General features: G+C 44.5%; 25 protein-coding genes. 15 read left to right on the forward strand and 10 right to left on the reverse strand.

The window, feature by feature from the left end:
* Positions 1-31: 31 nt before the first annotated feature.
* Genes sapA through MSG33_RS11130 form a run of 5 tightly spaced genes read left to right on the forward strand, consistent with a single transcriptional unit; the run spans position 32 to position 5,270 of the window.
* Positions 32-1,651 carry an ABC transporter substrate-binding protein SapA gene (gene sapA, locus MSG33_RS11110; RefSeq protein WP_046874788.1) on the forward strand — a complete coding sequence of 540 codons (1,620 nt, stop codon included), beginning with the start codon at positions 32-34 and terminating at the stop codon, positions 1,649-1,651.
* Positions 1,651-2,613 (forward strand): ABC transporter permease subunit, encoded by a 963-nt coding sequence (locus MSG33_RS11115; protein ID WP_046874787.1) that lies wholly within the window; start codon positions 1,651-1,653, stop codon positions 2,611-2,613. Before sapA ends, MSG33_RS11115 begins: the two co-directional genes overlap by 1 nt.
* Positions 2,600-3,487, forward strand: a complete 888-nt coding sequence (locus MSG33_RS11120) for an ABC transporter permease subunit (RefSeq protein ID WP_005378123.1) — start codon at positions 2,600-2,602, stop codon at positions 3,485-3,487. Before MSG33_RS11115 ends, MSG33_RS11120 begins: the two co-directional genes overlap by 14 nt.
* Positions 3,487-4,482: an oligopeptide/dipeptide ABC transporter ATP-binding protein gene (locus MSG33_RS11125; protein ID WP_005378126.1), complete on the forward strand. Its 996-nt coding sequence runs from the start codon at positions 3,487-3,489 to the stop codon at positions 4,480-4,482. Before MSG33_RS11120 ends, MSG33_RS11125 begins: the two co-directional genes overlap by 1 nt.
* Complete coding sequence (locus MSG33_RS11130) at positions 4,479-5,270, forward strand: ATP-binding cassette domain-containing protein (protein WP_005393308.1); 792 nt, start codon at positions 4,479-4,481, stop codon at positions 5,268-5,270. Before MSG33_RS11125 ends, MSG33_RS11130 begins: the two co-directional genes overlap by 4 nt.
* Before the next feature lie 82 nt (positions 5,271-5,352).
* On the opposite strand, the gene MSG33_RS11135 is transcribed toward MSG33_RS11130, so the two are convergent.
* On the reverse strand, positions 5,353-5,742 hold the full coding sequence (locus MSG33_RS11135; protein WP_047008603.1) for a DUF2750 domain-containing protein: 390 nt from the start codon (positions 5,740-5,742) through the stop codon (positions 5,353-5,355).
* 68 nt (positions 5,743-5,810) lie between these two features.
* On the reverse strand, positions 5,811-6,716 hold the full coding sequence (locus MSG33_RS11140; RefSeq protein WP_005393312.1) for a manganese-dependent inorganic pyrophosphatase: 906 nt from the start codon (positions 6,714-6,716) through the stop codon (positions 5,811-5,813).
* A gap of 186 nt (positions 6,717-6,902) precedes the next feature.
* Between MSG33_RS11140 and MSG33_RS11145 the strand changes: the two genes are divergently transcribed.
* Positions 6,903-8,117: a putative manganese transporter gene (locus tag MSG33_RS11145; protein WP_085343077.1), complete on the forward strand. Its 1,215-nt coding sequence runs from the start codon at positions 6,903-6,905 to the stop codon at positions 8,115-8,117.
* 77 nt (positions 8,118-8,194) lie between these two features.
* On the opposite strand, the gene MSG33_RS11150 is transcribed toward MSG33_RS11145, so the two are convergent.
* From MSG33_RS11150 to torE, 4 genes are all read right to left on the reverse strand, one after another.
* Positions 8,195-9,934: an alpha-galactosidase gene (locus tag MSG33_RS11150; protein ID WP_248381067.1), complete on the reverse strand. Its 1,740-nt coding sequence runs from the start codon at positions 9,932-9,934 to the stop codon at positions 8,195-8,197.
* A 199-nt stretch (positions 9,935-10,133) separates the two neighbouring features.
* The gene (gene torA, locus MSG33_RS11155) at positions 10,134-12,596 is read right to left on the reverse strand and encodes a trimethylamine-N-oxide reductase TorA (RefSeq protein ID WP_248381070.1); all 2,463 of its coding nucleotides are present in this window, start codon (positions 12,594-12,596) and stop codon (positions 10,134-10,136) included.
* A 25-nt stretch (positions 12,597-12,621) separates the two neighbouring features.
* Positions 12,622-13,806 (reverse strand): pentaheme c-type cytochrome TorC, encoded by a 1,185-nt coding sequence (torC, locus tag MSG33_RS11160; protein ID WP_031780338.1) that lies wholly within the window; start codon positions 13,804-13,806, stop codon positions 12,622-12,624.
* 50 nt (positions 13,807-13,856) lie between these two features.
* Positions 13,857-14,036, reverse strand: coding sequence for a trimethylamine N-oxide reductase system protein TorE (torE, locus tag MSG33_RS11165; protein ID WP_005378141.1), 180 nt, complete (start codon positions 14,034-14,036; stop codon positions 13,857-13,859).
* A gap of 462 nt (positions 14,037-14,498) precedes the next feature.
* On the opposite strand from torE, the gene MSG33_RS11170 reads away from it, so the two are divergent.
* Positions 14,499-15,311: an ABC transporter permease gene (locus MSG33_RS11170; protein WP_048626226.1), complete on the forward strand. Its 813-nt coding sequence runs from the start codon at positions 14,499-14,501 to the stop codon at positions 15,309-15,311.
* A gap of 354 nt (positions 15,312-15,665) precedes the next feature.
* Positions 15,666-15,803 (forward strand): hypothetical protein, encoded by a 138-nt coding sequence (locus MSG33_RS11175; RefSeq protein ID WP_005378145.1) that lies wholly within the window; start codon positions 15,666-15,668, stop codon positions 15,801-15,803.
* Between the two features lie 83 nt (positions 15,804-15,886).
* On the opposite strand, the gene focA is transcribed toward MSG33_RS11175, so the two are convergent.
* Complete coding sequence (gene focA / locus MSG33_RS11180; RefSeq protein WP_005393324.1) at positions 15,887-16,747, reverse strand: formate transporter FocA; 861 nt, start codon at positions 16,745-16,747, stop codon at positions 15,887-15,889.
* A 299-nt stretch (positions 16,748-17,046) separates the two neighbouring features.
* Between focA and MSG33_RS11185 the strand changes: the two genes are divergently transcribed.
* Positions 17,047-17,280: a TIGR02647 family protein gene (locus tag MSG33_RS11185; RefSeq protein ID WP_005378148.1), complete on the forward strand. Its 234-nt coding sequence runs from the start codon at positions 17,047-17,049 to the stop codon at positions 17,278-17,280.
* 36 nt (positions 17,281-17,316) lie between these two features.
* Here MSG33_RS11185 and MSG33_RS11190 read toward each other — a convergent pair whose 3' ends face one another.
* A complete protein-coding gene (locus tag MSG33_RS11190; RefSeq protein WP_170891306.1) occupies positions 17,317-17,775 on the reverse strand; it encodes a PACE efflux transporter in 459 nt (152 codons plus the stop codon).
* Positions 17,776-17,864: 89 nt separating this feature from the next.
* On the opposite strand from MSG33_RS11190, the gene MSG33_RS11195 reads away from it, so the two are divergent.
* The 3 genes from MSG33_RS11195 to MSG33_RS11205 are packed head-to-tail and all read left to right on the forward strand — an operon-like array spanning position 17,865 to position 20,228.
* Positions 17,865-18,743 carry a LysR family transcriptional regulator gene (locus tag MSG33_RS11195; protein WP_248381073.1) on the forward strand — a complete coding sequence of 293 codons (879 nt, stop codon included), beginning with the start codon at positions 17,865-17,867 and terminating at the stop codon, positions 18,741-18,743.
* Between the two features lie 22 nt (positions 18,744-18,765).
* A complete protein-coding gene (locus MSG33_RS11200; RefSeq protein WP_109168487.1) occupies positions 18,766-19,593 on the forward strand; it encodes an NAD-dependent epimerase/dehydratase family protein in 828 nt (275 codons plus the stop codon).
* Complete coding sequence (locus MSG33_RS11205) at positions 19,590-20,228, forward strand: YdcF family protein (RefSeq protein ID WP_248381076.1); 639 nt, start codon at positions 19,590-19,592, stop codon at positions 20,226-20,228. Before MSG33_RS11200 ends, MSG33_RS11205 begins: the two co-directional genes overlap by 4 nt.
* Positions 20,229-20,289: 61 nt before the next feature.
* Here the strand turns inward: MSG33_RS11205 and MSG33_RS11210 are convergent, their stop codons facing one another.
* Both MSG33_RS11210 and cysS read right to left on the reverse strand, forming a co-directional pair.
* Positions 20,290-20,868 carry a thymidine kinase gene (locus tag MSG33_RS11210; RefSeq protein ID WP_005378154.1) on the reverse strand — a complete coding sequence of 193 codons (579 nt, stop codon included), beginning with the start codon at positions 20,866-20,868 and terminating at the stop codon, positions 20,290-20,292.
* An 87-nt stretch (positions 20,869-20,955) separates the two neighbouring features.
* Complete coding sequence (gene cysS, locus MSG33_RS11215; protein ID WP_005390902.1) at positions 20,956-22,338, reverse strand: cysteine--tRNA ligase; 1,383 nt, start codon at positions 22,336-22,338, stop codon at positions 20,956-20,958.
* 203 nt (positions 22,339-22,541) lie between these two features.
* Here cysS and MSG33_RS11220 point away from each other — a divergent pair, with 203 nt between their 5' ends.
* The 3 genes from MSG33_RS11220 (at position 22,542) to MSG33_RS11230 (ending at position 25,147) form a co-directional block, all read left to right on the forward strand.
* A complete protein-coding gene (locus MSG33_RS11220) occupies positions 22,542-23,036 on the forward strand; it encodes a peptidylprolyl isomerase (protein WP_005390900.1) in 495 nt (164 codons plus the stop codon).
* A gap of 60 nt (positions 23,037-23,096) precedes the next feature.
* Positions 23,097-23,834 carry a UDP-2,3-diacylglucosamine diphosphatase gene (gene lpxH, locus MSG33_RS11225; RefSeq protein ID WP_006743038.1) on the forward strand — a complete coding sequence of 246 codons (738 nt, stop codon included), beginning with the start codon at positions 23,097-23,099 and terminating at the stop codon, positions 23,832-23,834.
* 98 nt (positions 23,835-23,932) lie between these two features.
* A complete protein-coding gene (locus MSG33_RS11230) occupies positions 23,933-25,147 on the forward strand; it encodes an EAL domain-containing protein (RefSeq protein ID WP_248381079.1) in 1,215 nt (404 codons plus the stop codon).
* Positions 25,148-25,218 lie beyond the last annotated feature (71 nt).

The following is a 25,218-nucleotide window of genomic DNA, read 5'->3' on the forward strand; positions in this document are numbered from 1 at the left end:
AACAAGCAAGATCCAATGAACATTTCATATTATGAATGCTTTTATAAGATTATCGCTGAGCCTTATTGGGATTAGCCTACTGACCGCTTGTGGTGATGAAATTGACCACAATGACATTCGCAAAGCTGGCTTTGTGTTTTGCGGACAAGGTAAGCCAACCACGTTTAACCCTCAGCTTATTGATAGCGGTATTACCGCAGAGGCACTGAGCCCGCAGTTGTACGATACGCTGCTCACGCTCGATCCTAAATCACATCAGCCAGTTGCAAATATCGCTGAGAGTTGGTCTGTGAATGAGTCAGGAACGGAATACACGTTTAAGCTTAAACGTAATGTTCAATTCCAAACCACGTCCTGGTTCACTCCCACTCGACCATTAAATGCAAAAGATGTGGTATTTAGCTTCAAGCGAATCATTGATGTAGACCATCCTTTTCACCAAGTAGGTGGTGGTTTTTATCCATGGTTTGCAGGGTTAGATTTTCAAAACCTTCTGCAAGATGTGACTGCGATTAACGAGCATACGGTAAGGTTTACCTTATCTCAGCCAAATTTTTCCTTCTTGGCAAATATTGCCACCAGCCATGCTGTCATATTGTCTGCGGAGTACGGACAGCAACTGGCGGCAAAAGATCATAAAGAAGAAATCGACCAGCTTCCTATCGGTACCGGCCCATATCAACTAAAAGAGTACCAAGTGAACGACTTGATTCGTTTGGAACGTCACTCTAACTACTGGAAGTCACCCGCGAAAATGGAACAAGTGGTGTTCGATATCTCTCATCGAGGCACTGGTACCTTGGCGAAACTTTTAAGAAACGAGTGTGATGTGCTCTCTTCGCCTATTTCAAGCCAAATACCCGTTATTCAAGAAAATGACAATCTTGAGCTAACTGCTACGCCAGCCAACAACGTATCCTTTATTGCGATCAACACTGAAACGACGGCACTTAGTGATGCTCGCGTCCGCCAAGCACTTAACTTAGCGATTAACCGTCAGAATATTTTAGATTCGGTTTACTACGGAACTGGCTCGCAAGCTTATACATTGCTACCGCCTAATTCATGGGCCTATCAAAAGGACAGCGTAAAAATTCGTTATGACCGTAACTATGCATTAGCACTACTCCGTGATGCTGGCTATGAAGACGGTCTAGAGCTGACCATGTGGGTACCACTTGAACCACGCGCCTTTAACCCAAGTCCTCGCAAGACCGCGGAGCTAATCCAAGCGAATTTTGCCGATATTGGGGTTGAGTTAACGTTGCTAACCGATGATAGATTCGAACGTGTGGATTTAGAGAACATCAACGACATCGATTTACTTTTAACTGGCTGGATTGGCGATACCGGGGACCCTGACAACTTTTTCCGTCCGTTATTATCTTGTGAGTCTGATCGCGTTGGCCTCAACGTATCGATGTGGTGTAACGATGATTTCGATTTCTTACTCGATTTGGCATTGGAAACTCAAGAACCGCGTTACCGTCTGAACCTATATCGCCAAGCGCAGAACATTTTAAATCAAGAATTCCCGGTAATTCCTCTGGCACATGGTGTGCAATTCCGTGTTCACGACAAATCACTGACAGGCTTCAAATCAAGCCCTTTCAATGCCCAACCGTTTGATAGAGTTGAGAGAATTCACTGATGTTTTGGTATACCGTTCGACGCTTTAACCTATTTTTCATCACTTTGATGATCCTCACATTAGTGGGCTTTTCTCTGCTGCGCCTTGACCCTCTCTCGCACTGGGCAAACGTTGATTTTTGGTCTGGTTGGCAAACTTACTTAATCAACCTTTCTCAGCTTGATTTTGGCATAAGTAAAAACGGCAACGCGATTTATGACGAGCTCGCCGTCGTATTCCCTGCCACTTTGGAACTGTGCTTTTTTGCCTTTTTGGTGTCCCTTCTGATCGGCATTCCGCTTGGAACCGTGGCTGGGATGAAGCAAGGTAAATGGCTCGACACCAGCATTTCATTCATGTCGATGTCTGGTTATTCCGCTCCAATTTTTTGGGTGGCTCTGCTACTTATCATGGTTTTTTCATTGGAATACCAACTCTTTCCCGTGGCAGGACGGTATGACCTGCTTTACGAAATTGATCATGTAACCGGATTTGCCATTATCGACGCTTTCATGGCGAAAGGTGAATACCGCGCTCACGCACTGCAAAGCGTCATTGAGCATATGGTGCTGCCATGTTTGGTGCTCGCTTTGGCTCCAACCACGCAGGTTGTCGGACTAATGCGTTCTTCGGTGGCGGAAGTGATGAGCCAAAACTACATCCGTGCAGCGAGAATCAAAGGTCTTTCTAACCGCGAAATCGTAACTCAACATGTATTGCGGAATGCGATACCGCCTATCATTCCCAAAGTTGGTGTTCAACTTTCGAGTATGATTACCTTAGCTATCATCACGGAGTCTATTTTTAACTGGCCAGGTATTGGTCGTTGGTTGTTAGATGCATTGGCAAACCAAGATTATGCATCAATCCAAGCTGGCGTGATGGTACTTGCGACTTTGGTTCTCACCGCTAATATTCTCTCTGATTTGATCGGCGCGATGATTAACCCTCTAGTTCGAAAGGAATGGTATGCTAACAAATAACGTTTATCAGGAAGAGCGCATTCCAACTCAGTTTGAGCGATTTTGGCGAAGTTACCGCGCCAACGGGCTAGCCATGTTTGGCCTATGGTGCTTGGTATTTATCGTCCTAATTACCATTTTTGCGCCACTGCTTGCGCCGTTTGATGCCCAAGCACAGTCAGGCGAATTGCTTGTGCCGCCATCATGGGCCCCAGCTGGAACGGTTGATTACTTTTTGGGGACCGATGACTTAGGCCGAGACATTCTGTCACGCTTGATCATGGGCTCTCAACTTACATTTGGTGCAGCCGTTGCCATCACTGCGATTGCCGCGGTCGTAGGTTGTTTGATTGGCGTATTAGCAGGTATGACGAAAGGCTTACTGTCGAGTACCCTCAATCACTTGCTCGATACCGTCATGTCGATACCGTCGCTCTTATTAGCAATCATTTTTGTGGCATTTCTAGGCTTTGGTGGGTTCAATATTTTACTCGCGATCTGCTTGGCTTTGATTCCGCGTTTTATTCGCTCCGTTTATATCGCAGTCCACACCGAAGTTGAAAAAGACTACATCATGGCGGCACGCCTTGATGGCGCTAATGATTTCTACTTACTGTGGAGTTCAATTCTTCCCAACATATTGACGGTTATTGCTGCTGAAATCACGCTCGCGCTCTCTGCTGCGATTTTAGATATTACTGCGCTGGGTTTTCTTGGCTTAGGCGCACAAGCCCCAAGTACTGAGTGGGGAGCGATATTAGGTGACTCTGTCGAGTTGATTTATATTGCACCTTGGACCGTAACCCTACCCGGCCTAACCATCATGTTTACCGTTATTACCCTAAACTTAGTAGGTGAAGGTGTACGTCAAGCGCTTAATGCGGGGATCGAATAATGCCGTTGTTAGATATTCGACATTTGACTATTGAGATTGAAACCCCTCAAGGGTTGGTCAAAGCCGTGGACCGAATGAGCCTAACTTTGAATGAAGGCGAAATTCGTGGTCTTGTAGGTGAGTCTGGTTCAGGGAAAAGCTTGGTTGCAAAAGCGATTGTTGGGGTAAGTAAAGATAACTGGCGCATTACCGCAGACCGTATGCGCCTTGGCAATATTGACTTGCTTCAGCTTACGCCAAAAGAGCGTCGACGTGTCATTGCCCGTGATATTGCGATGATCTTCCAAGAGCCATCAACCTGTCTTGATCCTTCAGAAGAAGTGGGACGTCAATTGATCGAGTCCATCCCATCTCGCGCGTTTGAAGGGAAATGGTGGGAGCGATTTAAATGGCGTAAAAAACAAGCCATCGCGCTTCTGCATAAAGTAGGCATTAAAGATCACAAGCGTTTAATGGGTAGCTACCCTTATGAACTGACTGATGGTGAGTGCCAAAAAGTCATGATTGCCATGGCGATAGCGACCAAACCAAAGTTGCTAATCGCAGATGAACCAACGAACGACTTGGACCCGATTACCCAGTCGCAAATATTGCGTTTATTGAGCCGTATGAACCAGCTCAATAACACGACCATTCTGCTTATCGGTCACGACTTAGCGACCATCACACAATGGGCGGGCCGCATTACGGTAATGTATTGTGGTCAGTCGGTAGAGTCTGCCGATACCAGTAAAATCATTGCGGCACCCAAGCACCCGTATACAGATGCCTTGCTTAAAGCGATGCCAGACTTTAATGATTGGGTACCACACAAGCAAAAACTCCAATCCCTACCGGGCTCGATTCCGCCATTGCAGCATCTGCCAATCGGTTGTCGACTCGGTCCACGTTGTCCGTATGCGCAGAAACAATGTGTTGAAATTCCACACACCAGACGAATTAAGAATCATAAATTTAACTGCCACTTTCCATTGAACACGGAGAAAAAGTCATGAGTGCGTTACTTGAAGTCGATAATTTATCGAAGCAGTTTGTTACGCGCTCCCGACTATTCAAACGTCAGGTTAATGAGGCTGTCAAACCGGTGAGCTTTACGTTAGAGCCGGGGCAGACTATCGGTTTTATTGGCCAAAACGGTTCAGGAAAATCCACTCTTGCCCGCATGCTTGCAGGCGTTGTAGAGCCAAGCTCTGGAGAAATCCGTGTAAATGGCGAACGATTGGAGCACAAAGATTACGCGACACGCTGTAAGCTCATTCGCATGATTTTCCAAGATCCAAACACATCGCTCAACCCGCGTATCCAGATTGGCCGTATTTTGGAAGGTCCATTAAAGCGAAACACCAACATGCCGCCAGATGCACGCATGCAGCGTGTGAAAAACACCCTACTCCGAGTCGGATTGTTGCCTGAACACGCCTATTTTTACCCACAAATGCTAGCGGCAGGTCAAAAACAGCGTGTGTGTTTAGCTCGTGCGCTTATTCTTCAACCTTCCATCATTGTCGCTGACGAGGCGTTAAACGGTTTGGATATGGCAATGCGCTCACAGATCATTAACTTATTCCTCGAGTTGCAAGAAGAGATGGGATTGTCATTTGTGTATGTATCTCAACACATTGGCATTGTTAAGCACATTACTGACAAAGTGATGGTGATGCATGAAGGTGAAGTGGTCGAGTTTGGCGAAACCAACCAGGTATTGACTCATCCCGAGCATCCCATTACTCAACGCCTAGTCGAAAGCCACTTCTATAAGGCGCCAAGCCACCAAACAAAATAGCCTATTAAAGATGTCATCGTTCAAATGTAAAGAAGCCTGCGTTAAAGCAGGCTTCTTTATTAAATGGATACGAATCGAAAAATTAGCGGCGGCTCGCTTGTTTGCGCAGTTCGAAATCAAACTCATCAGGAAACAAAACCACCCCTTCTTCATTTTGATTTGGGAATACAACAACAGATAATTCGTCATCTTCTAGACCAGATGTCCAACGACTGTGCCACTTATTTAGAGAGATCGCTTCTGGCTCGCAATCTTCCCAATCACCATTAGCCCATTGCAAAGCAAACTCTTCGTTTGGCCATACTGGTACACAATCATCATCTTCTGTATTTAACATGACACAGCCATGTTCATCTTTCAGAATCCAAACTTTACGATTCGCCACAACCTCTTTTACGCAGTACTTTAAACGTTGCTCTTCGTTGTAACGATTGATGGTATCCATCTGCTCTTGGGTCAGTTGCTCAGACATATTCGTCTCCTATTTCCCATAGAAAAATGCCCGCAGCTAGGCGGGCATTTAAAGTATATGCTAGAAAATTAAGCTAGCTCAGTTTGAAGCCAAGGCCAACCTTGCTTCTTACGGCTTAGCGTGTTTTCCATCATTAGCATGCCGTCTTTTTCGTGCTTAACAAGCTTCTCAGCCCACTCACCTTTGTATAGAAGACGAGTTTGAGCAGTCGTGATGTCTGTTAGCATTACAGCAGCAAATGCAAGATTGTCTTTTTCGCAACGCGCTTCTAGATCCGCTTCTAGTGCTTCGATCATACCGTCAACTTGCTCTAGTGTTGCAAGCTCAACCTGACCTACTACTACATCACGACCGTTGAATGGGTAACCTTTAAGGTCTTTCTCAACAAGCTCAGCAGCAGATAGACCTTCGATGTTTGTCTTAGCAATTAGAAGATCTTTAGTGAATGCGTCAACATCTTGTACGTCTGCGATTACCGCTAGCTCAGCAACGGCATCTTTGTCTTTTTGTGTACAAGTTGGAGAAGCGAAGCCTACTGTGTCAGATAGAATTGCTGACATCATTAGCTTAGCGATTTGTGGAGTAATCGCGTGACCTTCAATCTTGAACATGTTGAATAGAACAGTGTTGGTACAACCAACAGGCCAGATCCATGCTTCCATTGGGTTTACTGTCATCACGTCACCTAGGCGGTGGTGGTCAACAATACCCGCAATTTCAGCTTCTGCGATATCGTCTGGTGCTTGTGCTAGATCTGAGTAATCTACTAGCCAAACGGTCTCACCCGCAACTGATGTGCGAAGCTCAGGAACTTCAGCGCCAGCAACTTCTAGGATGTGCTGAGTTTCACGGTTGATTTCGCCTTGGCGAATTGGCATAGCTTCAACGCCACGCGCTTTTAGAAGTTCAGTTGCAACGAGTGCACTACAAATACTGTCACTGTCTGGGTTCTTATGACCTACAACTAGAATCATGTTTCTTCCTATTCAAGTCAATTTTATACGCCGCCTAATACAGTTAATTAGGGCGTGTTTGCTCACAAAGGCCGATACTTTACCTGATTTAAGAGAGTTTGACACGAAGAAAAGTTCACAATGCTATTGCGAATAAATCTCATTTACATATAATGATAATTATTCCTATTTGCATTTGAGTAAACGATGAACGCGACCCAATTTTTACACTCTGCACAACAGTTGTTTCAGCCTACTCAGTTTCGTTTAGCTTATAAGCGATTGCTGATCCCTATCGTCATGCTCATTTTGCTAGGCAATGAAAATACACGTGACGTTGCCGTACAGACGTTATCCGACTCATTCTGGGCGGTGTCATGCTATGTTGCTGCCACATTGGCTATTTATCATTATCTTTCAAACTTTATGTCGAAAACCAATCGAATTACTGAGCTATACCATCGCTCGCGTAATCATCAGGTTTTCTTTGCTTCTTTATTGGGTGCTTTGCCTGGCTGTGGTGGCGCTATTGTTGTGACAACGCAATTTATTAGTGGCCGAGTGGGATTTGGTGCGATTGTCGCGGTACTTACTTCAACAATGGGTGACGCTGCCTTTTTACTTCTTGCCGCCAAACCAAGTGTTGGATTAGGCGTGGTTGGATTAGGCATAATCGTGGGTACTCTTTCAGGGCTGGTCGTTAATGCTTTTCATGCTGATAACTTTCTGCGCCCAGAGCCAAAAGAAGCACTTCAGACACATGCTTGTTGCCAACACCAGACAGACCGACACACGCCTCTTGAACAACGTGCAATCAATCTACAAGGCGCATTTTGGAAATGGCTTATTGTGCCTGCTAGTGTCGTTGCTGTGTTGATGTCTTTCCAAATCGATATTAATCAGCTGTTGTCTTTGCAGGCCAATACCATTGAATGGCTGGGCGCTATCTTCGCAGTGATCACAATGTCATTATGGGCGATGACAAAAGAACTTGGCGATTATCAGTCAACGGTCTCTGAAGATGAGAAAATCGTGGACTCACACCCGATTCAAAAAGCAGCCCAAGATACGAATTTCGTCAGTGCTTGGGTGATCGTGGCGTTTCTAGCGTTTGAACTGACGACCTATTTTTCTGGGCTCGACCTCGTAGAAACCTTTTCTCATTGGGGGATATGGATGCCATTAGCTGGCTTAGCCATTGGTATGCTACCTGGTTGTGGTCCGCAAATTTTAGTCACCAGCTTGTACATCTCTGGTGCAGCGCCACTTTCGGCGCAGCTGGCAAATGCGATTTCCAATGATGGTGACGCCCTATTCCCCGCCATTGCTATGGCACCGAAAGCCGCTTTGGTCGCGACTATTTATTCGTCCATTCCTGCTTTTATCGTTGGATACGGGTATTACTTTTTATTCGAGTTCTAACGCTCAGGACGTCAAAACAAGAAAGGAGCCACAGTAGGCTCCTTTCTTGTTTTTATAATCGAACGATTTGCTTCACGTTATGCCGTGACGATCGCTTTCGCATTTAACCCTTTATCCACGCTCACCATTAATAACTGACAAGGTTCTTGGTTTAGCTTTTCTCCTGTCCAGTAATCATACCAATCCATCGGTTGATCAGACGTCAGCGTAAATTCCATCGCCCCGTAGCTGGCATAGTTAAACAAGCAGTGAAGGTCATTCTTCGTCGTTAGTTTTAAAAACGCATGATTTAAACTCAAAGCCGTGAACTTTGCTGACTCTTGGTTACGTTGTTGACGTAGCATGAGCTTAGCCAATGTCTTCTTTGCAAATGGCGTAATCTCAGGGAGCGGATCGCCAGACAGCAGCAAACCACCACACGCCAATAACACCGTGCGATGAAATTCATACTCTTCTCTGGATGCGGCTTGATTAGCTAATGACGTGAATGTCGCGCAATCCGGATCAATTTGCCACAGTTTTCGATGCTGCCAACTACGATAAAAGGTTTCTTTGGCTATCTGCTCGAAACGACGACTATGGCGTTCTACGTCATCAGAAACACGCATTGCATCCACAAGCCCTAGAGATGGCCACATTGGCGCGTTGCAACCTAAAAGCCACGCATCACCAGCGCCTTTAGCAATCGCTTCCATTCCTAAGCGATACGCCTCAACGCCTGTAATACCAGATTGTTTACGCACACCTTTCAAGGTGCCCCAATAGTTCGCGTCTAGCTTGAACAATTCAACGCCCCACTCTTGTCTCATGACAGAGACTACATTCGTCAGATGGTCTTGCACTTCTGGGTTTGAGGTATCGAGTATGTACCAAGGCGTGCAGCGCCAACCACCGTATGTGACATCTTCTGCTTTAAGTAAGCTTCCATCTTTGTGACGAACAAACCACTCTGGGTGTTGTTTGAAGATCTCCGACTCAGGTTGAGCAATAAAGGGTGCCATCCAAATCGCCGGCTTTTTGCCTTTTGCACGGATACTATGAATGAGCTCTTTCACACCACCAGAAAACTTATCCGATGGGGTTAACCAATCGCCCATAAAGGCTTGATAGCCATCATCCAGAAGTACCCACTCTAGGTCTTCAAGCTTATCTTGCATGCAATCAACGTTCTGCATGATGTTTTGCTCTGTCACGTCTGCGTAGTAGGCATACCACGAACACCAACCGACAGGCGCATCTTGTGTCACACCTTGGCGAACAGGATGATGCTCTGCAATCATCTCGCCATAGATTTGATATAGCTCAGACAGAGATTGGCCACAGAGTACCGCCACGGACTCAAGTTGATTACTTTCCCAATCCGCCACTTGAGTAAACTCACCATCAATCGCGGCAGATAAAACCCAATGTCCATCACGCAGTACAACATCAAAATAGCCCGCAAAACGGTGACATGAAGTAAAGCCAAACAAGGTATAGCCAGCCGAGCCTTCCACCACTAAATAGTTGTAGTAACGCTTAGGGGCATCTTTGGGATAGATTCGATAAGAAGGGTTGTTGTCTGGACAGCGACCAATATCAAAGGGATGGCTAACCGTTCCCGCTGTTTGCGCTAGCATTTGGAAGCCATCACCAATCACGTTGGCCTCGTGCTCGTATAAAAACGGCATCTCGAACAACACTTCACGGTCGGTAAACGTTTTATTGTGAAGCCCAGCAAAAGAAAAATGTAATTGATTACCCTCAACTTCAACTTGGAGGTCGTTGTTATTCACAGTGATCTCAATGTGATTTGCCAATTGAATGCTCTGAGCCATAAAGAGTCTACTCACTTAATTATTATTGTTTAGCTTGGTTCATTATCCCCTGCTTGTCCCACCCAATTCGTTATCGACGTCACGAATCCTACTGTCGTTTAGCATCACAAATTTATTATTGAGATAACGCTCACTGAAATTTTGGTTAAAAAAATACCAGCCCGAAGGCTGGTATTTCGATTGATGTGAATTGCATTAATTAAGCAACTTCGATTGGACCACCGAATGAAGTCACTGGCGGTACTTTGCCGGTGAACTTCTCGAAGTCTACGATACATGTGTTCGCAGAAGTCGCCTGCGCAAGTTCAGAAGAGCCAATGTCTTGCGTTAGCGTGTTAGGGTCACCGTAAGTACAGATTGCGCCCTCTTTCTCGTTTAGAGGACCGTACCATGCACCTTCTTCGATACGAATAACGCCACGTGGGTAGCTGTCAGTAAGAACAGCACCAGCTAATAGCTGACCACGACCGTTGAATACGCGCACTAAGTCACCGTCTTTGATGCCTTTCGCTTTCGCATCCGCTGGGTTGATGTAAACAGGCTCACGACCTTGCACCGCGTAAGTTGCACGGAACTCTTCAGATTCACACATTTGAGAGTGCAGACGCTTGTCTGGGTGACAAGACTGCAACCAGAATGGGTATTTATCTGAACCAGGGCCACCGTGTGAACGCTCTGATTTTTCGAACCACATTGGGTGTTCTTGACAGTGTTCGTAGCCGTAACGGCCGATCTTACGAGACGTGATCTCGATGAAACCAGATGGCGTACCTAGTGGGTTAAGCTCAGGGTCTTTACGGAAATCCGCATGACGAACCCAAGGTTTACCTTCACCGAAGTCTAGTACGCTCTTCTCCCAGAACTCGTTGAATTCTGGCATTTCAAACTTACCTTCGTTCGCTTTCTTACAATCGTTGTAAAGGCTTTCGATCCATTCCATCTCGCTCATACCACGAGTGTATTCTTCGCGGCGACCAAAACGTTGAGTTAGTTCACTCATGATTTGGAAGTCAGGCTTAGATTGGAACAATGGATCGACGAGACGATGCATTGCAATCAGACCTTTGTTCGAGTATGAACCGTATACGTCGATGTCGTTACGTTCCCATTGCGTACACGCAGGTAGAACGATATCCGAGAAACGACATGTTGCAGTCCAAGCAAACTCGATCGTTACAACCGTTTGAAGTTTGCGGAACGCTTTCTTCATGCGGTTACGATCTTGATGGTGGTGCCATGGATTACAACCCGAGATCACCATCATCTTGAAGTCTGGCAGTTTCACTTTACCGCCGTTGTAGTTGATCTCTTTGCCTGGCTCAAGCAGACAGTCGATCCAACGTGCAACTGGGATAGTACGGCTGTAACCGTTAAAGTCGTTGTTGTCCCACTTCGGCTTCATACCTTGGTCAAGGTTACGAGGGAAACCACCAGGGCCCGCGAAACCAGTAGAAGGCACACCGATACTTGAGTAGTGGTGACCGTAAGAGATGCCACCGCCAGGTAGACCGATTTGACCAACCATTGCAGCAACCACAGCCGCCGCCCAGTATGGTTGCTCACCGTGCTCTTGACGCTGAATACACCAACCCATCAGGATCTGTGTACGGCCACTGACTAGCATACGTGCGAACTCGCGAATCTTGTCCGCTTTCACGCCACAGATAACCGCAGCCCACTCTGGTGTTTTCTCTACTTTGTCTTTTGTCTTACCTTGAACGTATTGAATAAACTCTTCAAAGCCTAGACAGTAAGTATCAATGAACTTCTTATCGTACAAGTCTTCGTTGTACAGCACGTGCGCCACAGCAAGCATGAACGCTACGTCTGTCAGCGGGTTAATGTACAAGTGATCGTTCTCTAAGTAGCGCTGAGTCTTGTTCTTCACTGGATCTACAGATAGAACGTTGATCTCACCTTTCGCTACTTTTTCTTTTAGTTGTGCTAGGTACTTGAACGACTCATGCGTTTCACAGTTCCAACCTACTTGAAGGTTTTTCACTGGGTCGTTAGCCCAAAGAACGATGTTGTCAGAGTTCTCTAGGATTTCAGACCAAGACGTACCTTGTGCGTAAACTTCGGTTGAACCAAGTACGTAAGGCATGATGGTTTGACCTGCACCCGTCGAGTAGTCACCTACTTTCGTGATGAAGTTGCCGTGCATACCCACTGCACGTTGCATGTGCGCGGTACAGTTGTTGAATGAACCTGTTTGGTTCCAACCTGTTTGACCTGCGTGTAGCGCCCATGGACCGTAGTCTTTTTGAATACGTTCTAGTTCGCGGTAGAACAAATCTAGCGCTTCATCCCAAGTCACGCGGATGAAACGGTTGTTACCGCGAGTATCGGCGCTGTATTTGTGTTTCTTCAACCAATCTAGACGAACCATTGGGTAACGCACACGTGAAGGGCTGTAAATAATGCCCTTGATGCCGTTTAGCATTTCAGTTGGGTTTTTGTCTAGCTCTAGCGGTTTGATCTCTTGAACTTTACCCGCGTAGATGTGGGCGCGGAACGCGCCCCAGTGAGAACCTGTTACTTTCCAAGTACCTGTCGTCTCAACAGCATTGGCAGAGGCTGATGCCAATAAGCTAGGACCAATAACTGACGCTGCACTTGTGGTTGCTACACCTTTAAGAAAACTTCTTCGTGTAATAGCCATTTAAATTACTCCAATCCGACGCTTATTAGTGGTGACCTTCAGCATAATCTGAAGAGTGTTTCTGTAGATACTTCAAGATCAGGGCTTCACTGTCTGTATCTAGGTTAACGAACGCCAACATACCGTCGAACATACCTGGCCAGGTGTTCGCGTCGAAGTGCGCTTCCGCAGGTTGTGTGTGACATACAGAACAGTTGGTCTTGTACGCTTCACGAGATTTTTCCCAAACAGGATTGATGTCGTTCAGCATAGACTCTTTCTTAAGCCATACTTTCGCCGCCACTTTTTCCCATGGAAGACCCGTTAGCTCATCCACTTTTTTCTCACCAGTCGTCACAATGTTGCTGTCTGTCGCTGCTTCTTTCATCAGAGACGCAGTCGCAATGTTCTTACCGAAGTCTTCTTGAATTACACGACCAAAGCCTTTCGCTTTACGCCAGCCATCGATTTCGATTTCAACAAACTCGCCTTTGTCTTCAAGAACTTTAACGGTCGATGCTGGGTTAAGAAGACCGGCTTCTTTAGTGCCTTGTGCATCAAAGTAAATAGGTAGGTGACGAACACTCACTAGTTGCTGACCTACAGAGTAATCTGTATTTGAAGTCATACCTTCTAGGTCACCCACGATACCGCCGATGCTGTCCATACCTGCTGGCAGGTTATGCGCGATACCTTTATGACAGTCAACACAGCTTTGATCTTTCTCTGCTGCTTGCTTCATTTGGATACGAGCGGTTGGAGACATTTGCTCGAAATCCATCGATTCATAGTTGTGACAGTTCTTACACTCTAAAGATTTGTTTGCCGAGAAACGATCCCATTCGTGTTTCGCAAGTTCGATACGACGCTCTTCGAACACACCCGGTTCATCGTAGTTGCCAAATACCTGCGCAAATACCTCTTTAGATGCCTGCATTTTACGAGCAATTTTGTCTGTCCAGTTATGAGGAACGTGACAGTCAGGGCAAGTAGCACGAACACCTGAATGGTTTTTCCAGTGAACCGTTTCTTGCAGCTCAACGTACACGTTGTCACGCATTGTGTGACAACTAATACAGAATTCTTCTGTGTTGGTTGCTTCTAGAGCGGTGTTAAAGCCACCCCAAAAGATAACACCAGCAATGAAGCCGCCCATAGTCAGCACACCTAGGCTGATATGTACAGCTGGGCGCGTCATGGTACGCCACAGTTTAATGATTAATGATTTCATTATTTGCTCTCTTAAAATCTTTTCAAAAGTGTGGTTATGAGCTCACAGGCTTACATGCCGTGCGCGCCTGGAGGTCCAAAGAAGAACACTTGCAACATCCAAACGATGAACCCGTAACCGCCGACAAAAGCCACACTCAGAATTGGGAAGAGAACAACTGCAATGAAGAGGAACGACTTCCACTCCAGGGAGCGTTTTTCACCACTCTCAATTTTATTAACATCACTCATACATTTGCCTATTTTGTATCTAGTGTTATTGAAAAGCCCGCGTAACCAAGCTTAAGTTTTTTACAATCTCTAATGGAAAATGTTAGACCATACTAATAGTAAGGTTCAATCAAATAAGAGCTCTCTGGCCTTGTAATTCAACACTTTTTTGAGCTCATCCAGAGATGTGATTGATTGATGTTATTTATTAAAAAACATGAACAGATGTGACAAAATAAGTCTTTTAACCAATTGTTAAAACAACAACATTTAACAAACATAAGTTACATTTGGATAGTAATTAACGGGTCATAAATTGGCTTAAAAACCCGTCAAAAGATAATCAATTGTAAATAAAATGATGCAAAATAATGACGAGAATAGCGCTAAAGGTTTACGTTGAGAACATCAAAAAATGCACATTGATGTTCATATAAAGGAGGGGCTTAGTTACAATTATTCGCGGATTTTCGAGGAGCGATTATGGATAGCGTGGTGGATATAAGTTGGGCCAAACTGGCATTGTTTGGTCTGATTTTGTTGGTTCCCTTCTTTATTAATGCCCGCTACAAATTAGGCATTGCGAAAGACACGATAATCAGTGTTATTCGTATGACACTTCAGCTCATATTGATTGGCGTGTATTTAGAATATCTTTTTCAATTAAACAGCTTACTTGTCAATATACTTTGGCTTGCCATCATGTTACTGATTGGTGCAAGCTCAATTGCAGGAAAAGCTCGCCTGCCTAAAAAGCCACTTATGCTTCCTCTTCTTACAGGCTTAACCTGTGGCCTAATTCCACTTCTTATAGCGATTACCGCAGGCCTAGTACAGCCATCCCCTATTTACAACGCCCAGTACATGATCCCACTTGCGGGCATGCTATTGGGTAACAGCTTAAGTAGTAACATCATCGCACTGCAGAATTTATTTACGGCTTTTGAACAGAGACAATCAGAATACGAGGCTGCTATCTCACTTGGTGCCTCTCCTCGTTATGCATCATTCCCCTTCATTCAAGAGGCCCTTAGAAAGTCACTTGCTCCAACTTTAGCCTCTATGGCCACTACAGGGCTGGTTACCTTGCCAGGCATGATGACTGGTCAAATTCTAGGTGGCGCAAGCCCGATGGTTGCAATTAAATATCAGTTGGTGATTATGCTGGCTATTTTCGTCATGTTGAGTACCTCCGTCGCTATTACGCTGGAGATGACACTGAGCTGGGTACAAACGAAAGAAGGCCGGATCAAAATAAAAATCCAACAACCAGAACCTACCAAAACTCATAGATAGTTTAAGCGTGTGAACAAAGCCAGTGGAAGGGCTTGTATTATCAAGTCAAACGCACTTTTAACTGAATAACTCATCCATTCTTTAAACATTCATCAAGACGCTTTCTGGAGAAAAGTCAGACAGAATTATCTCGAGTATAAGCCTCTAATTTTATGAAATTTTCTTTGCAAGTTTAGATACGCACGGCCTTTGAGACAGGTTATCCACAGAAAATGTGGATAAACACCCTAAACCCATACGCAACCAGAAACATAGCAACATAAGTGATCAATCTAATCGTCATGCTTTGATCACTTGCCTGACATATTCTAATTTTAGAGTAAAGATAGTGACCACAAACTTGGAGAGACGTACATGGATGTCTTAATGATCAAAGAAAATTACGATGAACTCCTATCCGATGCACCTCTGGACTGGCTCGTTCAAGAACCAAAGGAAGTGACTTCTCATTGGCTCCCAACCGATTTTGGCATCAATGAAGAGCTGATTTAACTCACTCGATTTGTGTGAAACTTATCGACACGAATAAAAGAAAGGCGAACCATTTGGCTCGCCTTTCTTTTATTCTTTTAGATTTATCGTAAATGCTTGTCTTCATCACGTAGATAAATCATCCAATACCACATACCAACGAATACACCGCCACCAATGATGTTCCCTATCGTTACAGGGATAAGGTTATTTACGATGAACCCCATCATGTTTAAGTCCGCATAGTTTGCAATATCCGCCCCTGTCATTTGCCAAAATGCTTCCGGTGCAAAATATTTGATTCCAATCGCCATGGGTACTTGGAACATGTTCGCAATACAGTGCTCGAAACCTGCCGACACGAACATAGCTACTGGCAGAATCATGACCGCTATTTTGTCAGTTAATGTACGTCCACTAAACGTCATCCAAACAGCAATACACACCAGCACGTTACACATGATGCCAAGCGCAACAGCAGCAAAGAAACCATGGTGCAATTTGTGTTGAGAGATCGCCATCGCGTTGAGGCCAACTTGGCCGTGATCAAACATATACTGCTTGGTGACCAACATGCATGCTACCAACAAAAGAGCACCAACCATGTTGCCGAAATAAACCACAAACCAGTTTTTGATTAGCGCTTGCCACGAGATCTTTCCACTCGCTCGCGCTACCAATGTTAATACTGAGCTAGTGAAAAGCTCACCACCTGTAACGACAACAAGAATCAATCCAAGGCTGAAGGCTAGGCCACCGATTAGCCTGGTAATACCCCATGGAAGGTCGCCTGCACCTGTTGTCACCGTGGTGTAAAAGATGAACGCAATACCAATATGAAGTCCGGCAGAAATTGCCAATAAAAAAGATTTGATCGGTGCTTTAGTTGCTTTACCTACCCCCACTTCAGCCGCGCGTTCCGCAGCCTGAGGCGGTAATAGTGAGTCAAACTGATTGAAGTTCATTGTGGTGTAACATTTAGAAACAATTAAAGAGGCGCGGATAATCGCTCCATTTCCCTACTTTTTCAAGCGCTATTTGACATGTTTACTAAAAATGTTGTTATCGAGAGATCAACCGATAAAGGTCAACTATCATTCGCAATCGTAACTATCATTGATACTTAACAAGTATTCTGCCTTTCGAACAAAGATCCTGCGTTATATCAGCCTGATAGCGCCATACTTAACACTTCTTATCGTTTAATGTTGCTCAACTCTTCTTTTCAGACTAGCTTGGTAAAAAAAGCGTAAAGGAATCATTTATGAAATATTCAGCTGAACATATCGCCGAATTGAACCTACTTCTTCAGTTCGACCTAAGTAGTGCTGCAACTGGTATTAAAGTTCATACAGACGCGTCAGAAGAAATGCAGGCAGCCGTTGCTCGTCTATACGAGAAGCAACTTTGTACACAGCCTGATGGTGGTTATTTAACAGATGAAGGTATTGAAGTCGCAGAGCATGCGGATAAGATTTTAAGAGTCCTTTCTGTGTAATTTGAACAAAAACGCCACCGAATTCGGTGGCGTTTTTTATTGGTCCCTGCATTTTGTTCCTGCCGAAACCTGCGGTGCTAATCGTTTTTTCATTTTGCTAAATGGCTGAACCTTGTCGTACAACCAATTAAAGCATGTGGCATAAAATAGGAAGAACACTAGGAAGCCAGCTTCCAACACCAGAGCTTGGAGAAGCGTAATTTCTAAGAACCAAGCAATGACGGGTATAGAGATAAAGATCAATCCTCCCTCGAATCCAATTGTATGCCCAAAACGCATCGCTAAACTTCGTTCAGTTCGATTGCTGCCAAACCACTTATCAAAGTACAAGTTGTAGATGTAATTCCACACAACGGTATACATGCTCAACCCAATCCCAACCAACGCGAGATCACTCGATCCCTTTCCGGTGATCAATGAAGCCGCTGGCACAATGATCGCGAGTGCGATTAACTCAAAAAGTACTGCATGAAAAATTCGTTCGTTACGAGTCATATTTCTCTGTCCAAATAGTTCTACTCAATGCTTAGAATTTTATCTATTATTCAGATAACAAAAAGTTAGATACCATCGGTAAAAGCGATATGTTTACCATCGAACAACTGCAAGCTTTCATTGCTACATCAGAAACCGGATCGTTTTCAAGCGCGGCAAGAAAACTGGGGCGAGCTCAATCCGTAGTCAGCCAACACATCATAAATATGGAGGTCGACTGTGGTGTTGATCTATTTGATCGCTCTGGTCGATATCCGAAATTAACCGAGAGTGGCCTCGCGCTCATACCTTATGCACAAGCGGCAATCAGCCAACTAGACCGATTGAACAACAGAGCATCACAGCTTTTTTCAACACCAACGAATAAATTGGTTTTAGCCATTGATGAAGGGATTCCTCTGACTCGCTTGCCCGACGTGCTAAAAAATTTAGAGCAACGCTTTCCACATTTGCAAGTTGAATGCTTAACAGCTTCAAGTCCGGATATCATTGAATTGGTCAAATCGGAGCGCGCCACTACTGGGATTATTTTGAGTGACTTACAAATGCCGAGACATATCGATTTCACTAATCTTGGTAACATTGCGTTCGATGTCTATGTCTCTTCAACACACGCTCTAGCACAGCAACGCGTCACTCACATTGATCAACTCAAACAACATCGTCAACTGGTCATACGCTCCAAAAACGCAGAGCCATGTGGTCTCAATCAAGCATTCAGCCCGGATATCTGGTACGCTGATAACTACTATATTTTGTTGGAATTAGCGAATAAAGGGTTTGGTTGGTGCTTTCTTCCGGAGCATTTAGTCGCGTATTCACCGAACACACTGAAAAGAGTTGGGGATGATTTCACAAAGCTGGCTTGGCAAGTCAATGTTGACCTTATTCAACATCAGAAATGGCATTCAGATCCCCTCCATCAACAAGCCAAAGCAGAGCTGCTCAATCTATTCGAGCAGACATAAATAAGTAAGTAGGAAGACCCAAATGGCAAATACATTGATCGTAGGTGCAGGCTGGCTCGGAACTCCGCTAGCAGAAACTTTGATGAAAGACGGACACCACGTTGTCGTTACTCGTCGTAACCAAGCTCGGTTAAACGAGTTACCCGCTTCATTAACTCACTCCGCATTATTCGATTTTAATCAACTTAACGCGGCGAAACGGCTAGATGAGTTGCTTAAGCAACATCAAATTACTCACGTTGTCGGTGCTTTTCCCCCTGGTTTTCGTAAAGGACGCGGACAAGAATACGCCCAACAATGGCAAATGCTCGCAAACGCAGCAAAGCAAAACAACGTTGAAAAGCTCGTTATGATTAGCTCTACAACGGTGTATCCCAACCTAGCTTCTGATATGGAAGAAGCAGATGCGTCACTCTCTTTAGCAGCCGACAGCCCTTATTTCTCTGACAATGCACGTATTATGCTGCAAGCCGAGCAGCATGTTATCGACTCTAATATTAGCTTCGTCATTATGCGTTGTAGCGGGCTAATGGGGCCAGACAGGCACCCTTCTCGCTTTGCAATGAGACTAAAACAAGTCAGTCGTAAAGCGCCTGCTAATATGCTTCATCAAGACGATGCGGTATCGGCGGTCAAATTTGCTTTAGATAATTTAAGTAACCAAGTCATTAACGTGACCACACCGCATACCGTCAGCAAGGCGGAGTTCTACCAAGCCGCTATAAATAAGAGCGAAAGTGAGATACCTCTTCCACCAGTCACAGAACAAACAGATAAGCGCATTCTCGCAGACAAACTACTCTCACTTGGCTATCAATTTCATTTCAACTCAACTTTGGACGCGCTATGAAACTCTATCGACACATAGAAACACTTTGGGATTACATGCAACTCAAACATGAGCTGAAACCCGCAGACTGTTTGTTTGTGATGTGCAGTAACGATGTGCGTGTAGCAGAGCATGCAGCAAATCTGTACCACCAAAAGTTAGCGCCTTTGATTGTATTTTCAGGGGGAGAAGGTCGTTTTACCGATGGACTGTTTGAAAAAAGCGAAGCGGAAACTTTTGCCGAAATTGCCAAGATGTCAGGCGTGCCCAGTGAAGCAATTTTGCTCGAAGCTGAATCCACCAATAGTGGAGAAAACGTTCGCTTTACTGAGCAACGATTGAAAGAAGAAGGAAAAAATTGCTCATCGTTTATTCTGGTGCAAAAACCATTTATGGAACGCAGAGCCATAGCGACATTTGAAAAACAGTGGCAGTCACCCTACTCCCAGCTCCAGGTAAGCTCTACGGCTCATCCGTTTTTTGAATATATTAATGAAGACATGCCATTAATGATGGTACTAGAGGCACTAATGGAAGATTTCTCTCGCGTAAAAAGCTATCCAGAGAAAGGATTTCAAACCGAGCAAAGCATCCCTCCGCAGGTAGAATCATCTTATCAGGTTTTACTAGAGAGATTTGGTTTTGACTTAGTCTAAGCCCTTTCTAGCAGACAACAAAAAGCCACCGATTACGGTGGCTTTTCTGTATGAACACGGATTATTTACCGAGTGCTTCTTTGTAATGTTGGCGGCATACGGAGACATACTTATCGTTACCGCCGATCGCAACTTGATCGCCCTCTTTAATTGCCACGCCATGTTCATCGGTACGAATAACCATATTCGCTTTGCGACCGCAGTGGCAGATCGTTTTGAGCTCAACCAACTTGTCTGCCCAAGATAACAGGTACTTACTGCCTTCAAAAAGTTCGCCTAGAAAATCGGTGCGAAGGCCGTAACACAATACTGGAATATGCAGTTTATCAACAACTTCAGTAAGTTGGTAAACCTGCTCTTTCGACAAGAACTGACACTCATCAACAAGAATACAGTGACGTTTCTCAACCTCATTCAGAGCTGCGATCTCTTGATATAAATTGGTATCCTGACGAAACAAATGTGCATCAGATTGAAGACCAATACGAGAGCTCACTTTACCAACACCAAAGCGATCATCTAGTGCAGCCGTAAAAATAACTGGCGTCATGCCGCGTTCTTGATAGTTGAAAGAGGATTGAAGAAGCGTTGTTGATTTACCCGCATTCATTGCTGAGTAATAGAAATACATCTGAGCCACAGAGCATTACCTAAAGTTAAAGTTTTAATTTATGGAAATGGAAAATAAAAGGGCTGAATTATCAGCCCTTTAAAATTGAAAATTCAATTACTTACGACGCCACGTTGTGCCTTCTGGACCATCTTCCAGAACAATGCCCATTTCGGTCAGTTTGTCACGAGCCATATCTGCATTCGCCCAATCTTTCGCAGCGCGAGAGTCGTTACGCAGCTTGATAAGAGCTTCGATTTCAGCCACTTCATCATCGTTACCTGCATCACCTTTTAGGAAGGCTTCTGGATCTTGGTGAAGAATACCGATCACATCTGCTAGTTCACGCATTAGCGCACCTAGCTCGCTCGCTTTCTCTAGGTTTTCTGTTTTCAGACGGTTAACTTCGCGCGCCATGTCGAACAGAACTGAGTACGCTTCTGGCGTATTGAAGTCATCGTTCATCGCTGCTGTAAAGCGAGATACGTACTCTTCACCACCAGCAGGAGCAGCATTTAGATCCAAACCACGTAGAGAAGTGTATAGACGCTCAAGCGAAGCGCGTGCTTGGTTTAGGTTCTCTTCGCTGTAGTTTAACTGGCTACGGTAGTGACCAGACATAAGGAAGTAACGAACCGTTTCTGCATCGTAGTGACCAAGTACGTCACGGATAGTAAAGAAGTTGCCTAGAGACTTAGACATCTTCTCGCGATCTACCATCACCATGCCACTGTGCATCCAAGTATTTACGTACTTAGTGTCGTGTGCACAGCATGATTGCGCGATTTCGTTTTCGTGGTGTGGGAACTGAAGATCAGAGCCGCCACCGTGAATGTCAAAGTGATCACCTAGGATTGAAGAGTTCATAGCAGAACATTCAATGTGCCAGCCTGGACGACCAGGGCCCCATGGTGATTCCCACGTAGGTTCACCTGGTTTAGACATCTTCCAAAGAACGAAGTCTAGTGGGCTGCGTTTGGCTGTTTCGACATCAACGCGCGCGCCCGCTTGCAGCTGATCCAAATCTTGTTTAGACAGTTTGCCGTATTCGTCAAACTTGCGAACCTCAAACATTACATCGCCATTATCCGCAACGTAAGCAAAGCCACGTTCAATCAGTTTTTGAACAAGTTCGATGATTTCTGGAATAAACTGGGTTGCACGAGGCTCAATATCTGGGCGCTTCATGTTTAATGCGTCGAAGTCTGCGTGCATTTCACCGATCAAGCGCTCGGTCAATGAGTCACAAGACTCGCCATTTTCAGCCGCACGTTTAATGATCTTATCATCGATGTCTGTGATGTTGCGTACAAACGTTAGATCGTAACCTAGGTAACGAAGGTAACGTGATACCACGTCAAAGGAGACAAAAGTGCGACCGTGACCGATGTGACAGAGATCGTAGATGGTAACTCCACAGACATACATGCCGACTTTGCCAGCTGTAATTGGTTTGAATTCCTCTTTCTGTCTTGTGAGTGTGTTATATATCTTTAACATGATCTCTATCTATGATTGTGAATGAATAAAAGAAGGTCGAGTATATCAACTCCGACCTGGTTAGGTAATAGCAATTAACCGATAAAACGATAATCGACTAAACTTCAAGCACAAAACGAAGAATTTCCTCTTCCTGAGTTTTTAATGCACTAGAACTTAGGCTAGAATCTCGGGCTCAACACAACACAGTAAAGGAAAGTAGCATGATCACCCTTCACACTAATTTTGGTGACATCAAGATTCAACTAAACGAAGAGAAAGCGCCAGAGACTAGCGCAAACTTCCTTCAGTACTGCCGCGATGGCTTTTACGACAACACTCTTTTCCACCGTGTTATTGACGGTTTCATGATCCAAGGTGGTGGCATGGAACCTGGTCTACGTGAAAAAGCATCACGTGCACCTATCAAGAACGAAGCAAACAACGGCCTAAGCAACAAAGTGGGTACACTTGCTATGGCACGTACTATGGAACCGCATTCAGCAAGCTCTCAGTTCTTTATCAACGTAAACAACAACACATTCCTAGATTTCCGTAGCGAAAGCCTAGATGGTTGGGGTTACTGTGTATTCGGTGAAGTTGTAGAAGGCATGGACATCGTAAATAAGATCAAAGGCGTTAGCACTGGTTCTTACGGCATGCACCAAGACGTACCTCTAGAGGACGTAGTAATCACTGGTACAACAATTGAAGAATAATTCGTAAGAATTATTTCTAAGAGATAAGTTAATGGGGAGGCATCGCTTCCCCTTATTTCTATGACAACATTATTTATTTCCGATCTTCACCTCACCCCATCGCGTCCGGATATTACGGAATGTTTTGTGACGTTCATGCGAACAGAAGCAACGAAAGCCGATGCACTTTATGTATTAGGCGATCTGTTCGAGTTTTGGGTTGGAGACGATGACAAAACTCCTTTTGCCAATCAAATCCGTACAGAGTTCCAGCAACTAACAAAGACTGGCGTTCCTGTTTATTTCATTCAGGGCAATCGCGACTTCCTATTGGGAAAACGCTTCTGTAAAGAGACAGGCATTACATTATTAGATGAAGTTAGCCTCATAGACCTTTATGGTACTAAAGCAGTTATTCTCCACGGTGACACCCTGTGTACTGACGACATTGATTATCAAAAATTCCGTAAGACTGTTCATCAACCTTGGTTGCAATGGCTGTTTAATCACATTCCTTGGTTTATTAAGAAGAAAATTGTCTCAAAAGTTCAATCCGATATTCGTGATGATAAAATGAGCAAGCCTTTAGACATCATGGACGTCAATCAAAATGAAGTCGAGAAAGTGATGTCTCAGAATTGCGTCAACTTAATGATTCATGGTCACACTCATCGCCCGAATACACATTTTTTTGACGTCGATGGCGTTAAAAAGACCCGGATAGTTTTAGGGGATTGGTATACGCAAGGCTCAGTTTTACAAGTAAATTCTGATGGCTTTGACCTACAAACGAGACCATTCATACAGAATTTGCGTTAAGCATGTAGAGCGTGTAGAAGATTCACGCTCAAGTCGTAGATATTTTGTAAAAAATCGCTATTATCATAATACTAAGTTAAACAGAACGAAGTACCTAATTGAAGTATTCTTACGTAGCTCGCCAACCGATTCTGGATAGAGAAAAACGAACCATAGGTTACGAACTTCTCTTTCGAGACGGTCCTAAAAATACCTTCCCTGAAGTAGAACCAGAGCTGGCTACTAGTCGACTGCTATCCGATCATTTTTTGTCGACGCATTACAACACATTAGGGAACAAACTTGGCTTTGTTAACTTTCCGCATCAAAGCTTGGTGAATCTAGTCCCAACTCTGTTTCCCAAAGAGTCTCTCGTCATTGAAGTCCTTGAAGATTGTGAACCGACAGAAGAGCTGCTAGAAGCCATCAAGCACCTTCATGAGTGCGGATACAAAATTGCTTTAGATGATTTTGTGCCGACGAAGGCTTGGAAACGTTTTCTTCCATACGTTTCCATGATCAAGTTTGACATTCGACTCGTACCGATCAAGAAAGCCGCTATTTTTATTCAGGCATTAAGCCCATTTAAAATCGACTTTCTTGCTGAAAAAGTTGAGACCTATGAAGAATTTGAGCAAGCTTTAGAAGCCGGCTTTAACTATTTTCAAGGATATTTTTTCAGCAAGCCTGAGATGATCCAGAAAAAACGGTTGAACCCCGCGTTTCTTACCGTCATACAGCTGTGTAAAGAGATTGCAGATAAGCCCATCGACTTCAATGAGGTTGAACGTCTGTTTTCGATTGATGTGACGCTGTCATACAAGTTGCTTACTTACGTAAATTCAGGATATACATTAACGACTAAGATCAAATCGTTCAGACAGGCACTTATTTATCTGGGTGAAGAGCGACTACGACGCTTTATTTCCTTAGTTGCAATTGCATCCGTTCAAGAGGATAAACCTGACTCTCTTTACTCTTTAGCGATTCAGCGTGCAAGAATGTGTGAACTGTTACTTAGTCAAATGAACACTAGGTATGACCCCGGGCAGGCTTTTTTGACAGGAATGTTTTCTCTACTCGGATCTTTGCTCGATCAACCGCTCTCGGATGTCATTGAAGATATCCCCGTTGACGAAGATATAAAACTCGCATTAACCAGTCGAAAAGGCGTACTTGGCCACTTACTTTCAATGACGATCGCCTACGAACAAGCAGACTGGGAATTAGCTGAGCGGTATTGCACCGTTCTTAATTTAACCGAGCCTCAATTAGCAGACGCTTTTAATCAATCTACTGAGTGGGCTCAAGAACTGCTGTCTCAAACGCCCTAAATCGCTATAATGCCCCATGCCTAACTTATGTGAGGTTGTTTGTTTTTACCGCTTAATTAATCGAGATTTCA

Origin of the sequence: Vibrio sp. 1CM7H (assembly GCF_023161645.1) — a bacterium.
GTDB classification, from domain to species: Bacteria; Pseudomonadota; Gammaproteobacteria; order Enterobacterales; family Vibrionaceae; genus Vibrio; species Vibrio diabolicus.

Coding starts and splice junctions, on each gene's coding strand:
- lpxH (WP_006743038.1), top strand. CDS start 23,097: ATGACAACATTATTTATTTCCGATCTTCACCTCACCCCATCGCGTCCG.
- MSG33_RS11145 (WP_085343077.1), top strand. CDS start 6,903: ATGAACGCGACCCAATTTTTACACTCTGCACAACAGTTGTTTCAGCCT.
- MSG33_RS11190 (WP_170891306.1), bottom strand. CDS start 17,775: ATGACTCGTAACGAACGAATTTTTCATGCAGTACTTTTTGAGTTAATC.
- focA (WP_005393324.1), bottom strand. CDS start 16,747: ATGAACTTCAATCAGTTTGACTCACTATTACCGCCTCAGGCTGCGGAA.
- torE (WP_005378141.1), bottom strand. CDS start 14,036: ATGAGTGATGTTAATAAAATTGAGAGTGGTGAAAAACGCTCCCTGGAG.
- MSG33_RS11135 (WP_047008603.1), bottom strand. CDS start 5,742: ATGTCTGAGCAACTGACCCAAGAGCAGATGGATACCATCAATCGTTAC.
- MSG33_RS11140 (WP_005393312.1), bottom strand. CDS start 6,716: ATGATTCTAGTTGTAGGTCATAAGAACCCAGACAGTGACAGTATTTGT.
- MSG33_RS11115 (WP_046874787.1), top strand. CDS start 1,651: ATGTTTTGGTATACCGTTCGACGCTTTAACCTATTTTTCATCACTTTG.
- torA (WP_248381070.1), bottom strand. CDS start 12,596: ATGGCTATTACACGAAGAAGTTTTCTTAAAGGTGTAGCAACCACAAGT.
- MSG33_RS11175 (WP_005378145.1), top strand. CDS start 15,666: ATGGATGTCTTAATGATCAAAGAAAATTACGATGAACTCCTATCCGAT.
- MSG33_RS11205 (WP_248381076.1), top strand. CDS start 19,590: ATGAAACTCTATCGACACATAGAAACACTTTGGGATTACATGCAACTC.
- MSG33_RS11125 (WP_005378126.1), top strand. CDS start 3,487: ATGCCGTTGTTAGATATTCGACATTTGACTATTGAGATTGAAACCCCT.
- MSG33_RS11170 (WP_048626226.1), top strand. CDS start 14,499: ATGGATAGCGTGGTGGATATAAGTTGGGCCAAACTGGCATTGTTTGGT.
- MSG33_RS11200 (WP_109168487.1), top strand. CDS start 18,766: ATGGCAAATACATTGATCGTAGGTGCAGGCTGGCTCGGAACTCCGCTA.
- MSG33_RS11150 (WP_248381067.1), bottom strand. CDS start 9,934: ATGGCTCAGAGCATTCAATTGGCAAATCACATTGAGATCACTGTGAAT.
- MSG33_RS11185 (WP_005378148.1), top strand. CDS start 17,047: ATGAAATATTCAGCTGAACATATCGCCGAATTGAACCTACTTCTTCAG.
- MSG33_RS11220 (WP_005390900.1), top strand. CDS start 22,542: ATGATCACCCTTCACACTAATTTTGGTGACATCAAGATTCAACTAAAC.
- cysS (WP_005390902.1), bottom strand. CDS start 22,338: ATGTTAAAGATATATAACACACTCACAAGACAGAAAGAGGAATTCAAA.
- MSG33_RS11130 (WP_005393308.1), top strand. CDS start 4,479: ATGAGTGCGTTACTTGAAGTCGATAATTTATCGAAGCAGTTTGTTACG.
- sapA (WP_046874788.1), top strand. CDS start 32: ATGAATGCTTTTATAAGATTATCGCTGAGCCTTATTGGGATTAGCCTA.
- MSG33_RS11195 (WP_248381073.1), top strand. CDS start 17,865: ATGTTTACCATCGAACAACTGCAAGCTTTCATTGCTACATCAGAAACC.
- torC (WP_031780338.1), bottom strand. CDS start 13,806: ATGAAATCATTAATCATTAAACTGTGGCGTACCATGACGCGCCCAGCT.
- MSG33_RS11120 (WP_005378123.1), top strand. CDS start 2,600: ATGCTAACAAATAACGTTTATCAGGAAGAGCGCATTCCAACTCAGTTT.